Origin of the sequence: Sphingobacterium corticibacter (assembly GCF_003076635.1) — a bacterium.
GTDB classification, from domain to species: domain Bacteria; phylum Bacteroidota; class Bacteroidia; order Sphingobacteriales; family Sphingobacteriaceae; genus Sphingobacterium; species Sphingobacterium corticibacter.
On the sequence record NZ_QDKG01000001.1, the window covers coordinates 178,323 to 192,699 of the forward strand.

Consider the following 14,377-nt stretch of genomic DNA (forward strand, 5'->3'; position numbering starts at 1 on the left):
ATTTAAATAAGTTTGTTACTTTTGTAAATACAATTTAATTAAGGAATAATTTATAATTACTAATTCGCATAAACATGGCAAAAGAGAAATTTGACCGGAGTAAACCACACTTAAACATTGGTACAATCGGTCACGTTGACCACGGTAAAACAACAACTACTGCAGCTATTACTAAAGTTTTGGCTGACAAAGGTTTTTCGGAAGCTCGTTCATTTGATTCAATTGACTCTGCTCCTGAAGAGAAAGAGCGTGGTATCACAATCAATACAGCACACGTAGAATACCAAACACAAAACCGTCACTATGCGCACGTTGACTGTCCAGGTCACGCTGACTATGTGAAAAACATGGTTACTGGAGCTGCACAAATGGACGGAGCTATCATCGTAGTTGCTGCGACTGATGGTCCTATGCCACAAACTCGCGAGCACATCCTTTTGGCTCGTCAGGTAGGTGTTCCTGCGTTAGTAGTTTTCTTGAACAAAGTTGACTTAGTAGACGATGCTGAATTGTTAGATCTAGTTGAAATGGAAGTTCGTGAACTATTATCTTTCTACGAATTCCCAGGTGATGATCTTCCAGTTATCAAAGGTTCTGCATTAGGTGCTTTGAACGGTGAAGAGCAATGGGTTGATTCAATCATGGAGTTGATGGACGCGGTAGATAACCACATTCCAATTCCTCCACGTTTGACAGATCTTCCTTTCTTGATGCCTGTAGAGGACGTATTCTCGATCACTGGTCGTGGTACAGTTGCTACTGGTCGTATCGAAAGAGGTGTAATCAACTCCGGAGATCCAGTTGAGATCTTAGGTATGGGTGCTGAAGATTTGAAATCTACAGTAACTGGTGTTGAGATGTTCCGTAAAATCTTGGATTACGGTGAAGCAGGTGATAACGTAGGTTTATTGTTACGTGGTATTGAGAAAACTGATATCCGTCGTGGTATGGTTATCGTGAAACCAGGTTCAGTAACTCCTCACTCTGATTTCAAAGCAGAGGTTTACGTATTGTCTAAAGCTGAAGGTGGCCGTCACACGCCTTTCTTCAACAAATACCGTCCTCAATTCTATTTCCGTACAACAGACGTAACTGGTGAGATCTCTCTAGAAGAAGGAACTGAAATGGTTATGCCTGGTGATAACGTTACGATCACTGTAAAATTGATCAACCCTATCGCAATGGAAAAAGGTCTACGTTTCGCTATCCGTGAAGGTGGTAGAACTGTAGGTGCTGGTCAGGTAACTGAAATCCTTAAGTAATCTATATTAGATTATCTTAGAGCATATGAAATAAGCTAACCAGTTCTGCTGGTTAGCTTATTTTTTCAATGCCAATGGGACGCAAGTCTTTCACCTTCATATAGCTACCTTGTTTTGGTGGTAATGTTGGGTTCTAAAAGACAAAAAAAGTAAATAAGATTTGCTGTAATGGTAGTTAAAACCTATATTTGCAGCATTCAAAAACAAATTCTACGGGCATAGTTCAATGGTAGAATAGAGGTCTCCAAAACCTTTGATCTGGGTTCGAATCCTAGTGCCCGTGCTAAGAAACTCTTAATACAAGTAAACTAACAAATGGCAAAAGTACTTGATTTTTTTAAAGACTCGTACGTCGAAGTTACCGAAAAGGTAACTTGGCCTACATGGGCACAATTGCAAAATCATGCGGTCATTGTGCTTGTTGCTTCTATCATTATTGCTTTGGTGATCTTCGCCATGGATAAGGTGTCGAGTAACGTACTAGAGCTTTTATACGGAATTAACTCTTAATTTACAGGAATTATAAGGTATGGCGGATCAAAGTCTGAAGTGGTACGTAGTTCGTGCTGTAAGTGGTAAAGAGAAAAAGGTTAAACAATATGTAGAGGCGGAGATCAATAGGCTCGGCATTCAACATTTGGTAACCCAAGTGCTCATTCCCATGGAGAAGTATTATCAAATGCGTGATGGCAAGAAAGTAGCCAAAGAGCGTAACTACTACCCTGGATATGTCTTGATCGAAGCTGCCTTAGATGGAGAGATTGAACACGCCATCAAAAACGTGAATAGCGTAATCGGTTTCTTAGGTGATAAAGCGGGTAATGCTATTCCACTTCGTCCTTCAGAAGTTAATCGTATCTTAGGTAAGGTAGATGAAATGGCCGAGCAAGGTGAGAGCATCAATGTTCCTTATTACGTAGGTGAGACCGTGAAAGTAAATGATGGTCCATTCAATGGCTTTACCGGCGAGATTGAAGAGGTACATGAAGATAAAAAGAAACTTATTGTGATGGTGAAAGTCTTTGGTCGTAAGACGCCATTGGAACTGAACTACATGCAAGTAGAAAAAGAATAGAAGATTTTACAAAATATAGGAAAGCCCTTTTGCAATTCGCAGAAGGGCTTTTGTAGTTAATAGGGTTGCGAGAGTAATAGAGCTGCTTGGACTTTTCTATCATTTATAAATTGGTTTTACAATAGGTATGTTAGGATTGCGTGTAAACTAATAGCGCGAGGCACATAAGAAGTGCCTCGCGCTATAAATGATGAATATGTTTGATGAACTACATCAACTGCTTCAATAGATTGGTCCAACCAACATTATCTTGGATGATTTGCTGAAGCTGATCTATGCTTACACGCTCTTGCTCCATGCTATCACGATGACGAATGGTAACCGTATTATCTTCCAATGTTTGGTAATCCACTGTGATACAGTATGGCGTTCCGATCGCATCCTGACGGCGGTAACGCTTGCCTATCGCATCTTTTTCATCATACTGCGTATTGAAATCCAGCTTCAATCTAGCAAGTATTTCTTTTGCTTTGTCTGGCAAGCCATCTTTCTTAGTCAAAGGCAATACCGCTGCTTTCACAGGAGCGATTGCAGGGTGAAACTTTAATACTACGCGTGAATCTTGCTTCTCATCTGTTGATAAATCTTCATGTACCAAAGAATTAGCGAAAACCGTCAAGAACAAGCGATCCAAACCGATTGATGTTTCGATCACGTACGGCACATAATTTTGATTTACCTCTGGATCAAAGTATTGCATTTTCTTGCCAGAAAACTTCTGGTGTTGACTCAAGTCGAAATCTGTACGCGAGTGAATACCTTCTACCTCTTTAAAGCCAAATGGGAAATCGTACTCAATATCTACAGCGGCATTGGCATAATGAGCCAATTTAGCGTGATCATGGTAGCGGTATTTTGCCGCATCAGGTCCTAGCGCCAAGTGCCATTTTAAGCGTAGTGCTTTCCACTTATCGTACCACTCCATCTCGGTGCCTGGTCGTACGAAGAATTGCATTTCCATTTGTTCAAATTCACGCATGCGAATGATGAACTGACGGGCAATCACCTCATTACGGAAAGCTTTTCCGATTTGTGCAATTCCAAAGGGAACTTTCATACGGCCAGTTTTCTGCACGTTCAGGAAGTTTACAAAAATACCTTGAGCCGTTTCTGGGCGAAGGTACACTTGCTCTGCACCATCTGCCATCGCACCCATTTGCGTCGCAAACATCAGGTTAAACTGACGCACATCGGTCCAGTTCTTAGTTCCCGACATCGGACAAACGATATTATGCTCTTCGATAAGTGTTTTTAGTTTCGCTAAATCATCTGCATTCAAAGCAGCATCTAATGCCGTCTGCAACTCGGCTGCTTTATCACTTTTGCCGTCTTGTTCGTATCGATCGATTTTGTCTTCGATCAATTGATCAGCTCTATATCTCTTTTTCGAATCTTTGTTGTCAATCATCGGGTCGCTAAAGCCATCGACGTGGCCTGAAGCTTTCCAAGTAGTCGGATGCATGAAGATCGCCGCGTCGATCCCGACAATGTTATCATTCAATTGCACCATAGATTTCCACCAATAGGTTTTCAAGTTGTTTTTCAACTCAGAACCTAGTTGACCATAGTCGTAGACAGCACTTAGGCCATCGTAGATTTCGCTTGATGGGAATACGAAACCATACTCCTTGGCATGCGAAATGATATTTTTAAAAAAATCGTCTATCTGTTTGCTCATAAGTAGCAAATATAATTATTTAAGGCATGCAAAAGCGCATGCATTTTGCTTTGTTAATGGTTTATTGATACAATGCTCTAATCTGTTCAGAAGCATTTTTATTATCAACTTTTTTGATGATATGTGCGATCTTTCCTTGCTCATCGATCACAAATGTCGTGCGTGCTGTGCCCATGTATTTTTTGCCGTACATATTCTTTTCTACCCACACGCCATAATCATTTACTATTTTCTGATCTTCATCGGCTAATAAATTAAATGGCAGCTCGTGCTTCGCAATGAATTTCTGGTGCGATTGTTCGCTGTCAATACTAACGCCTAATACCTCGAACCCATCTTTCAATAAGCTTTGATAATTATCTCTAAAATTGCAAGCCTCTGTGGTACATCCTGGTGTATTATCCTTCGGATAGAAATATAAGATGACGCGTTTGCCCTTAAAATCTGATAGTTGAATGGTATTTCCTTCCTGATTTTTGGCGGTGATGGCCGGAGCTTGATCGCCAATTGCTAATGTGCTCATATGAAATCTTGTTTATCGTGTAAATTCTGCTTGATAGATACGTTCATTGTCTTTCCAATCTTTGACCACCAATCGAAACTGGTGTTTTCCTTTGCTTAAGGAAGATTGAAATGTGTGCCAAAGGTGTCTATTTTTGGGGTCGTACTCGATCAATACCCATTCGCCATCGATGTAACCATCAAATGATTGAATGCCCGAGAAATTATCAGAGATCGTAAAATCGATCTTTGATTGTTGCGACACATTCTTGCCTTGGCTAAGATTGCGCGGTGTGATGCTAGGTGCTACGGTATCGACTGCTACATAAAACGAACCGAGATTGCGCGTATTCACAACGACCCAGCCATCCTCATATTTACCGCCTTCCGAACCGGATTGTGTAGAGGCGATCAAGGCTTTGTCGCGTAATCTTTCGGGTAAGCTTGTTGGCTTTATTTTTAGTTGATAGGTGCTGAAGAGCGGTGTCAGCGGATTGTGTACGTGATGGATTTCCGAAAAACCACCAGCCGGTTTTGCGCTGCTGCTATACAGAAAATCCAGATCAGTATACAGCACACCTTTTGGAATGTCCAATTGAATATTATCCTTTGCAAATTGATTGGTCTTATTGTATGGCATTAATTGCCCTTTTACTGTATTTGCCTTCGGCTGATAATTTGCGGAGTTCTGAATCTGAAAGTTAAGCTCCGAACAATTGCCTTTCACATCCTTCACCACGTATTTCACATCGTGCACCTGATTGTCTTTTAACTCCAAGATGCCATCGTTCGGCAGGTGATGGAAGATCTCAATCGGGTTGCCGGGATCTTTAAAGCTCTTTTGGTATTTTGCTTTCGAACGTTTCCATTGTGCGTAATCAATATACGAATGTATACCGCGTGAGGTATTGAAATCCAATTCCTCAAAAAGGACGGTAGACATCGGCTTGCCGTCAATAAACAGTTCGATTGAGTACACCCCATTTTGAAATCCACCAGCGCGATGGCGATCAATGGTGTTGATGCCGAGCCCAAATTTTCCATTGACTTGTATGGCGGCATTATTACTCAGTCTGTAATCCGTGCCGCTCACCGCGCGCACTGCTACTGGGCGACGGAAAGTGTTTTCGTTGAACATGCTTTCGCCCAAATCATACACCATTAGCCCTTGAATAGTTGGTGCAAAGCGATCTGCAAATTGCAAACCAAACAGCTGGGTGTTCAACGGATGTTGGCTCTTGGTATCTCGGATTTCAAAATGTAAATGCGGTCCACCAGATGCGCCCGTATTCCCTGAGTTGGCAATAACGTCCCCTTTTTGGAAGCTTAAAGTGCCTTTGTCTACCATCACATCCACATCAAAACGTTTTTGCTTGTATTGTTCTGCGCGAACAATAGTGGTCAATGCATCATTGAAGTTTTCGAGATGTAGGTACACCGAAGTGTATCCATTGGGATGATCAATGTAAACGGAATTGCCTCCGCCTCCAATTTGTACACGAACGCGGGAAACTTGTCCGTCCGCCACTGCATAAACCGGCAAGCCAGTGCGTTGCTGCGTACGGTAATCATCTCCAGCATGAAAGTGCGTAGAACGCAGTTCGCCAAAAGTGCCGGAAGCATCGGGCGTAATATTCAAGGGCGAACGGAAGTAATTGACCGGATAATCCCGCGTCGTAATAATATTGTTTTGTTGAGCCTGCACAGCCAACGCTCCAAAAAGGCCGACCAGCAGACTGGAAAATAATCTTTGCATGCTTTATTTAATTTGGCAACTAAACATTTTTCGCTCTCCCAAGTAACCTTCTAGCAGATCACCAATCTGTACCGGGCCAACGCCTTCCGGTGTTCCTGTATAGATCAGGTCGCCTTTGCGTAAGGTGATCCGCTGAGAAATGTATGCAATTAACTGATCGAAATGGAATATCACATCCTTAGTATTCCCTGATTGCACAGTTTCTCCATTTTTCTGTAGCGAGAAGGATAGGTTAGATAAGTCACCCAGTTCTTCTTTCGGAATCAGTGGACTGATCACGGCGGATTGGTCGAAAGCTTTAGCCAATTCCCAAGGCAAACCTTTCTCCTTATGTTTTTGCTGAATATCTCTTGCGGTAAAATCAATCCCTAATCCGATAGCATCATAGTACTTGTGCGCAAACTTTTCGGCGACATGTTTGCCCTCATTGCAAATACGCAACACTACTTCTACTTCGTAGTGGATATCCTTGGAGAATTCAGGGTAATAAAAGTCTTTGTCGTCTCGTAATACGGCCGTGTCAGGCTTCAGGAAGATCACTGGTTCATCCGGTACAGGATTGTTTAGCTCTTTTGCGTGGTTGATATAATTGCGGCCTATGGCGACTATCTTCATGGATTTATTGAGTTAAATGTAATGTGCTGATGTGCTTGTTAGCAGTAAATCATCTCAGCATAACAAATATAAGCAAATCGCGAGCCGAGACAAGGAAGAGATGGGAGATTGCTTAGATGGCGTGAAATGATTATTTACTTATTCAAGAAGGGAGTTACTAAATTATATTGTTATTATAAATACGTGTTTTTGTTAAATACGATACTTTTTATAGTGTTTTGTAGAAATGATGACCCATCAACTGCTAAAAAGTGACTATAATTGTCTAATCACTACTGAAAAAACTAATGATTTCCTCTGAATTCTTAGTTTTTACAACAAGACTAACTTCCGTATTTGCGGATAAAATAATACACACACACTAACTACATATTTTTACTATGGAAAGAAAACTATTCAGTTTTATTTTGGCGTGGCTACTTCTAATGGGAATAGCGCATGCTCAGACGCGGACAATCTCCGGTAATGTTGTATCGTCTCGCACAGGTCAGCCTTTAGCGGGAGCTACAGTACGCGCGACAGGTACGGATATCGCCGTACAAACTAATGCACAGGGTAAGTTTACGATCGATTTATCAGGAAATACAAGCACACTTACAGTTAATTTCGTTGGTATGCAACAGCAAATATTTCCCTTGGGCAGCGATAACACAATTAACATTCAATTGGATGATGAAGATCAGAGCGTTGGTGAAGTTATCGTTACAGCGCTTGGCGTACAACGAACGCGAAACTCACTAGGATATAGCGTTCAAGCTATTAAAGGAGAAGATTTATCTATGGTACGTCAGCCAGATTTGAATACAGCATTAGCAGGTAAGATTGCTGGTGTACAAGTACAATCCACATCTGGTGCTGCTTTCGGTACTTCTACGATCCGTATTCGCGGTATCAACTCGCTATCTGGAGGAAATCCGATTTATGTGGTGGATGGAATGATTACCGAGCCAGAAGCCGTTAATATGGATGATGTAGCCGATCTTACGGTTTTAAAAGGGCCAGCAGCGACAGCATTATACGGTCAGCGCGGTTCAGAAGGTGCGGTAGTTATCAAGACATTAGGCGGACGTACACGAGATGGCGTTGGTGTAAACTTCAACCAAGCAACATCTTTTGAAAGCGTTTACTTATTGCCGAAATATCAAAATGAATATGCTGGTGGATACTCGCAAGAGTGGAGTACGTATAACCACAATCCTAATATTGCACCGGACTATTTGGCACCATATGATGGTGTGAATATCTTAAATTATGGAGCTGATGAAAGCTGGGGTCCGCGTATGGATGGTACGATGTATATGCCATTCTATGGATGGGATCCATCTCACCCTCAATTTGGTCAACTAACAGCCTTAGTGCCTCAACCAAACAATGTTCGTGATTTTTACAACACAGGTGTAAGTGCAAATACTAACATAGCTTTTGATAAAGCAGGAGATAATTATCAAACTCGATTCTCTTTTACGAATGTTTCTCGCACCGGTATAGTGCCCAATAGTAAGTTGGGTAGAAATTGGCTTTCTACAAACTCTTCCTTAAATCTGACAGATAAACTAACCGTATCTGCTAATGTGAACTTCCAACATGAGGTGTATAATAATCGACCAAAAGATGGTTACAGTTCTCAAACTACAGGGTCTTTTAATCAGTGGTTTCAGCGTCAGTTGGATATGAGCACATTGCGTGACTATAAACGTCCAGATGGTACCTTTAGAAGTTGGAATATTGTGAGTCCGACAAATCCTAATCCCGCATATTGGGATAACCCATATACGGAAGTGTACGAAAATACACAATTTGACACCTATCAGCGGATCTATGGTAATATTACCGCAAGTTATCAATTGACGAATGCCTTGAGTGCTTCCGTGATTGCGCGAGGGAACTTCCTGAACATGGAAGAGACCGAACGTATTGCCAGTGGTACATTACAGCAAGCTAGTTATTCTCAATACTTGAATAATCAGGATGAGGTAAACTATGTTGGTACATTGGCATTTAAGGAACAATATGGAGATTTCACCGTAGATGCAGCCGCATTTGGAGAATATCGTCGCAATCAACGTCGTTTTACCGATGCAGCAACTGCTGGCGGATTAGCAGTACCAGGTTTGTATACTTTGGAAGCTTCTATTGATAGACCAACGGTTCAAACCCGATATTTTGATCAACGAGTCAATTCGCTCTATGGTTATGCGGCAGTTGGTTATAAAGATTTTCTATATTTAGAAGGAAATATCCGTAATGACTGGTCTTCGACCTTGCCAAGGGACAATAATTCATTCTTGTATGGAGGATTGTCTACTTCGTTTATCTTCAGTCATTTTATTCAGCCAAATGAGTTCTTCTCTTTCGGTAAATTGAGAGCCTCATTCGCTAAAGTAGGTACAGATACCGATCCATATCAGATCTTGCAAACATACAGCATTCGCAACGCATACGGTAGTAATCCTTTATTAACGGTACCTGATGTTATTCCAAATGCAAATCTATTACCGACCCTATCTACTTCATACGAGATTGGTACCGAGTTGCGCTTCTTCAATAGCCGTTTATTGTTTGATTTTAACTATTACACGCGTAGCGCTACGAATCAGATCCTAAACTTGCCGATTTCAGGTACTACGGGTTTTGCTCAAAGTTTGATTAATGCAGGTCGGATTGATAATCATGGTTACGAATTTACCCTAGGTGGTACACCTATTCGCAACAGTAATTTCAAGTGGGATCTAAATGCCAATATCGGTATCAATAGAAATAAAGTAGTTCGTCTAGATGAACAAGTAAGCAATCTACAAATCGAATTAGACGATACACCTTCCTCTTTCGGATTCGTAGGTTCTCCATTGATTACTTTGAATGCGTATGAAGGCCAGCCATATGGTCAATTGATCGGAATGGGGATTGTGAAAGACGATAATGGTAACCGAGTGGTGGGTGAAGATGGGTATTATCTACGAGAAGACAATATGAATTTGGGAAGCATTATTCCAGATTTTACGGGTGGTCTTACGTCATCTTTCTCTTACAAAAATTTCCGTGCTGGTTTCTCCCTTGACTTTCAAAAAGGTGGTAAATACATGTCTATCTCTTCTATGTTCGGAAATTATACCGGTGTACTGGCCGAAACTGCAGGTTTAAATGAAAACGGTGTACCTCGTCGTGATCCAGTTGAAAATATGGGTGGTACTCTCTTACCTGGTGTGAAGGAAAATGGAGAAGTCAATGATATCTTTGTAGACACCCAAAATTTGTATGAAAATGATATGTTCTCTTTATGGGAAGAATGGGTATATGACCGTAGTTTTATCAAGTTGAGAGAGGTAAATATTGGATATGATCTGCCAACTCGATTATTCCAAAACACACCATTTAAATCGGCTAGTTTCTCATTAATAGCTACGAATCCTTGGTTGATTTATGCTAAAAATCGAAATGTGGATCCGTCCATCTTAGAAACATCTTGGTTTGAAGGTGGGCAATTACCAAGTACACGTTCTTGGGGTTTCAGTCTTCGTTTAGGTTTATAAGAGAAGGTAAATCAAGTATTCATTAATAAGCTCAATAACAATGAAAAGATATATAAAACAATTAAGTACTTGTATGGTAGTTGCCGCTGTACTGAGCAGCTGTACCAAGAACTTTGAATCCATCAATACAAGTCCAAACGATGCACTAAATCCTAATACAACTTTATTGTTGTCCAATGCATTACGCTCTTTGGGTAGTCAGACAGAAGGTGTTGCCGGCTGGGCCAAGGATTTGTATCCACAATATATGGCCGAAATTCAATATACAAGTGAATCTCGCTTTCAAAACACGATCTACAACTTCTATCCTATATACAATGCACCATTGCAGGATCTGCAGACTATCATTGCCCTAAATATGGATCCTGTAGCCTCTACACAGGCTTATGTGACTGATGGTGGAGATAGTGAAAGTCAAATTGGTGTCGCCAGAGTGCTGAAAGCATTCTACTTTATGCACATGACCGATCGTTGGGGTATGATACCATACAGCGAAGCGCTGCAAGGTAGAGCCAATTTGACACCAAGCTATGATTCGCAAGAATCTGTATATAACGCTCTATTTGTAGAGCTGACCGAAGCACAAGAGCAATTAAAAGGTGGAGGATCTGTCAATGGGGATATTGTTTTTAACGGCAATGTCAGCCAATGGGTAAAATGGGCAAATACTTTACGTATGGCTGCCGCTTTGCACATTCGTAAAGTAAATCCAGAAAAGGCTAGAACTGAATTTCTAGCAGCATATGAAGCAGGTGCCATGTCAGCCATAGGGGATAATGCGGTATTTCGCTACTTAAATGACGCCAATAACCAAAGCCCGTTATTCAATAATTACGAAGTGACCGGCCGTGTTGATTACGCAGTAAGTGAATACATGATCGAACAACTCGAACTGCATAACGATCCTAGATTGTCGATTTTTGCACTTCCAGCATTAAGTACAGGCACGTATGTAGGGATGCCTTTTGGCCTAATACAAGGACAGACTGGTGCGTACAATCGGGAAAATGTTTCCTTAATTGGAGATCGTTTCACGGCACAAAATTCTGAACTTCCGCTTAACACCTATGCTCAAGTCGAATTTATGTTGGCTGAAGCTGCTTTTCTTGGATGGATTCCAGATGCGCAGACACATTATCTCAATGGAATACGCGCTTCATTTATGCAATATGAAGTAGAAGATTTAGAAGAGTCCTATGCTGAGTATGTAGCGCAACCGACGGTAGCTTATAATCCAACCTCAGGTCTAGAACAGATTATTACTCAAAAATGGTTGGCCAACTATATGGCCAATGGTTATGAATCTTGGACAGATTGGAGACGTACTGGTTTCCCTCGTTTAGATCCCGGGCCTGCACCGCAGAATACCAACGGCAGCTTGCCAAGAAGACAAGCTTATACGACGGAAGAGGCCGGTCGAAATACGCAAAGTTACCGAGATGCTATTGCACAACAGGGAGCTGATGCGCTAACCACACGAGTGTGGTGGGATGTAGAAGATTAGATTATCTTAATTTTAATTATTAAACATGAAAAAGGATTACTCTCATAATCCTTTTTCATGTTTTTAGATATATTGTAACGGATATGATGTGTCAAATATTCGATTTAGCGTCATTCAACATTCAATATTATTTGTAAATTGGCCGGATCAATTATCTACAAACACACAACATGAAGAGAAGAGAGGTCATCAAACAAATGTTTGTGATGGCGGGTGGTCTATTGATAGCTAGTTCTTGCGATTTCAGTGGGAAGAAAGCATCTATCGCCCTCCAAAATATCGATTTTTCAGCAGATGATGAAGAGCTTTTAGGTCGTCTAGTGAATGTTATCATTCCGGAGAGCGATTCACCAGGCGGTAAAAGTCTGAACTTGCATTTATTCGTGATGAAAATGCTGGACGATTGCGCATCGCCCGAACAACAAGAAGCTTTCCTAGTCGGACTCAAAAAATGCCACAAAGAAGCGAGTAACGATGATACCAAATTGTTAGCTTATCTAAAAGGTTTACCAGAAGATGATCAGTTTGCAACCATCCTAAAAGCACGGACATTACAAGGTTACCTCAACTCGGAGTACGTGATGACTAATAAATTGATCTATGAATTAGTACCAGGAAGATATGATGGTGCTGTGAAGATAAACGCGTAAACTAATTATGGCAAATTTAAATATTGACTCCGTCAAAGACAGAACCTATGATGCGATTGTGATCGGATCTGGAATCAGTGGTGGATGGTCGGCAAAGGAATTGTGTGAGAAGGGATTAAAAACGCTAGTATTGGAACGCGGTCGCGATGTGAAACACATCAAAGATTATCCGACGACAAATATGAATCCTTGGGAGTTTGAACATCGCAATGAGATGACTTTTGCGGACAAGCAAGAAAATCCGATTGCGAGCCGTTGCTACGCTTTTCATGAAGATGCAGCACATTTCTTTGTGAAAGATAAGGAACACCCTTACGTACAAGATAAACCATTTGACTGGATTCGCGGATATCAAGTGGGCGGTAAATCCTTGCTTTGGGCGCGACAAACACAACGTTGGTCGGACTTTGACTTTGAAGGACCACAACGTGATGGTTTTGCCGTCGATTGGCCGATCCGTTATCAGGATCTCAAATCTTGGTATGATTATGTGGAACGCTTTGCCGGCATCGCTGGTGATAAAGATGGATTGCCAGAATTGCCTGATGGCGAATTCTTGCCGGGATATCCACTCAATGTAGTAGAGAAATATTTCAAGCAAAGCATAGAGAAGAAATACCCAGAGAGAAAGGTTATCTCTGCACGTTGTGCGCATATTTCCAAACCACAGCCTATACATATCGAGCAAGGCCGTACGCAATGTCAAAATCGTACGTTATGTCAGCGAGGATGTCCGTTTGGCGGTTACTTTAGCTCTAATGCTTCCACCTTGCCATGGGCGGCAAAAACGGGTAACATGACCTTACGCCCAGATGCAGTAGTACACTCGATATTGTATGATAAAGATAAAGGTAAAGCAATCGGTGTCCGCGTAATCGATCGGAATACCAAAGAGGAGATTGATTTCTATGCGAAAGTGATCTTTGTAAACGCGGCTGCGATCAATACCAATCTTATCTTATTAAACTCTAAGTCCGAACGTTTTCCAAATGGTTTGGGCAATGACAGTGGAACTTTAGGTAAATATGTGGCATTTCATAATTATAGTGCACGCATTTATGCGGAATACGAAGGCCTTTCTGATTTCACGACGGCCGGTCGTAATCCTGCAGGTGGGGGTTATATTCCGCGATTCCGAAACTTGCATAAACAAGAAACAGATTATTTACGCGGATATGCAGCCGGATTTGGAGCTTGGCGTTCTAAAAACTCAGATCGTAGTGGTTGGGGAGAAGAACTGAAAAACTCCTTGCTAAATCCAGAATGGGGCAATTGGGGCGTAGGTTCGCACATGATGGGAGAGACTATTCCAAAAGAAGCCAGCTATGTCGCGCTAGATAAATCTCAACAAGATGATTGGGGTATCCCATTGCTACACATCTCGGTAGATTATGATGATAATGATGCCAAGATGAAAAAGGATTACCTCGATACGATGGAGGAAATGTTTACCGAAGCTGGTTTTACCAACATTCGTAGAGACGAGAATTCACAAGCTCCCGGATTGGATATTCACGAAATGGGCGGTGCCCGAATGGGACATGATCCTAAGACTTCTGTGCTCAACAAATGGAATCAGATGCATGATGTTCCCAATGTGTTTGTTACAGATGGAGCTGCCATGACTTCCACTTCTACCCAAAATCCTTCTCTTACTTATATGGCTTTTTCGGCGAGGTCAGTTGACTACGCTGTGAATGAACTCAAAAAAGGCAATCTGTAACGATTCCAATACAAATGGATTACATCATTGACGGAATGCAGAAAATATTTATGAAAAATATTTCGGCATTCCGTTAAAGTTTT

The 14,377-nt window shown here is 41.4% G+C and carries 11 protein-coding genes and 1 tRNA gene; 8 read left to right on the top strand and 4 right to left on the bottom strand.

What is annotated here, in order from left to right; genetic code table 11:
- Positions 1-74: 74 nt before the first annotated feature.
- The 4 genes from tuf (at position 75) to nusG (ending at position 2,337) form a co-directional block, all read left to right on the top strand.
- A complete protein-coding gene (gene tuf, locus DC487_RS00735; RefSeq protein WP_116774028.1) occupies positions 75-1,262 on the top strand; it encodes an elongation factor Tu in 1,188 nt (395 codons plus the stop codon).
- Between the two features lie 212 nt (positions 1,263-1,474).
- Positions 1,475-1,545 (top strand) — tRNA-Trp (locus DC487_RS00740).
- A 32-nt stretch (positions 1,546-1,577) separates the two neighbouring features.
- A complete protein-coding gene (secE, locus tag DC487_RS00745; RefSeq protein ID WP_066756859.1) occupies positions 1,578-1,772 on the top strand; it encodes a preprotein translocase subunit SecE in 195 nt (64 codons plus the stop codon).
- 19 nt (positions 1,773-1,791) lie between these two features.
- Positions 1,792-2,337 carry a transcription termination/antitermination protein NusG gene (gene nusG / locus DC487_RS00750; protein WP_116774030.1) on the top strand — a complete coding sequence of 182 codons (546 nt, stop codon included), beginning with the start codon at positions 1,792-1,794 and terminating at the stop codon, positions 2,335-2,337.
- Between the two features lie 208 nt (positions 2,338-2,545).
- On the opposite strand, the gene DC487_RS00755 is transcribed toward nusG, so the two are convergent.
- The 4 genes from DC487_RS00755 to DC487_RS00770 all read right to left on the bottom strand — a co-directional run bounded on the left by DC487_RS00755 (position 2,546) and on the right by DC487_RS00770 (position 6,887).
- Positions 2,546-4,015 carry a glycine--tRNA ligase gene (locus tag DC487_RS00755; RefSeq protein WP_116774033.1) on the bottom strand — a complete coding sequence of 490 codons (1,470 nt, stop codon included), beginning with the start codon at positions 4,013-4,015 and terminating at the stop codon, positions 2,546-2,548.
- A 61-nt stretch (positions 4,016-4,076) separates the two neighbouring features.
- The gene (bcp, locus tag DC487_RS00760) at positions 4,077-4,538 is read right to left on the bottom strand and encodes a thioredoxin-dependent thiol peroxidase (RefSeq protein WP_116774035.1); all 462 of its coding nucleotides are present in this window, start codon (positions 4,536-4,538) and stop codon (positions 4,077-4,079) included.
- A 12-nt stretch (positions 4,539-4,550) separates the two neighbouring features.
- On the bottom strand, positions 4,551-6,272 hold the full coding sequence (locus DC487_RS00765) for a M23 family metallopeptidase (protein ID WP_116774037.1): 1,722 nt from the start codon (positions 6,270-6,272) through the stop codon (positions 4,551-4,553).
- A 3-nt stretch (positions 6,273-6,275) separates the two neighbouring features.
- Positions 6,276-6,887, bottom strand: a complete 612-nt coding sequence (locus tag DC487_RS00770; protein ID WP_116774038.1) for a fumarylacetoacetate hydrolase family protein — start codon at positions 6,885-6,887, stop codon at positions 6,276-6,278.
- A gap of 380 nt (positions 6,888-7,267) precedes the next feature.
- Here DC487_RS00770 and DC487_RS00775 point away from each other — a divergent pair, with 380 nt between their 5' ends.
- The 4 genes from DC487_RS00775 to DC487_RS00790 all read left to right on the top strand — a co-directional run bounded on the left by DC487_RS00775 (position 7,268) and on the right by DC487_RS00790 (position 14,294).
- Complete coding sequence (locus DC487_RS00775) at positions 7,268-10,417, top strand: SusC/RagA family TonB-linked outer membrane protein (RefSeq protein ID WP_116774040.1); 3,150 nt, start codon at positions 7,268-7,270, stop codon at positions 10,415-10,417.
- A gap of 40 nt (positions 10,418-10,457) precedes the next feature.
- Positions 10,458-11,921, top strand: coding sequence for a SusD/RagB family nutrient-binding outer membrane lipoprotein (locus DC487_RS00780; protein WP_116774041.1), 1,464 nt, complete (start codon positions 10,458-10,460; stop codon positions 11,919-11,921).
- Between the two features lie 170 nt (positions 11,922-12,091).
- On the top strand, positions 12,092-12,571 hold the full coding sequence (locus tag DC487_RS00785; RefSeq protein WP_116774042.1) for a gluconate 2-dehydrogenase subunit 3 family protein: 480 nt from the start codon (positions 12,092-12,094) through the stop codon (positions 12,569-12,571).
- Positions 12,572-12,578: 7 nt separating this feature from the next.
- Positions 12,579-14,294, top strand: a complete 1,716-nt coding sequence (locus DC487_RS00790) for a GMC oxidoreductase (protein WP_116774043.1) — start codon at positions 12,579-12,581, stop codon at positions 14,292-14,294.
- Positions 14,295-14,377 lie beyond the last annotated feature (83 nt).

Bases quoted from the DNA above. Each gene is read 5' to 3' on its own strand.
- tuf (WP_116774028.1), top strand. From the start codon at position 75: ATGGCAAAAGAGAAATTTGACCGGAGTAAACCACACTTAAACATTGGT.
- secE (WP_066756859.1), top strand. From the start codon at position 1,578: ATGGCAAAAGTACTTGATTTTTTTAAAGACTCGTACGTCGAAGTTACC.
- nusG (WP_116774030.1), top strand. From the start codon at position 1,792: ATGGCGGATCAAAGTCTGAAGTGGTACGTAGTTCGTGCTGTAAGTGGT.
- DC487_RS00755 (WP_116774033.1), bottom strand. From the start codon at position 4,015: ATGAGCAAACAGATAGACGATTTTTTTAAAAATATCATTTCGCATGCC.
- bcp (WP_116774035.1), bottom strand. From the start codon at position 4,538: ATGAGCACATTAGCAATTGGCGATCAAGCTCCGGCCATCACCGCCAAA.
- DC487_RS00765 (WP_116774037.1), bottom strand. From the start codon at position 6,272: ATGCAAAGATTATTTTCCAGTCTGCTGGTCGGCCTTTTTGGAGCGTTG.
- DC487_RS00770 (WP_116774038.1), bottom strand. From the start codon at position 6,887: ATGAAGATAGTCGCCATAGGCCGCAATTATATCAACCACGCAAAAGAG.
- DC487_RS00775 (WP_116774040.1), top strand. From the start codon at position 7,268: ATGGAAAGAAAACTATTCAGTTTTATTTTGGCGTGGCTACTTCTAATG.
- DC487_RS00780 (WP_116774041.1), top strand. From the start codon at position 10,458: ATGAAAAGATATATAAAACAATTAAGTACTTGTATGGTAGTTGCCGCT.
- DC487_RS00785 (WP_116774042.1), top strand. From the start codon at position 12,092: ATGAAGAGAAGAGAGGTCATCAAACAAATGTTTGTGATGGCGGGTGGT.
- DC487_RS00790 (WP_116774043.1), top strand. From the start codon at position 12,579: ATGGCAAATTTAAATATTGACTCCGTCAAAGACAGAACCTATGATGCG.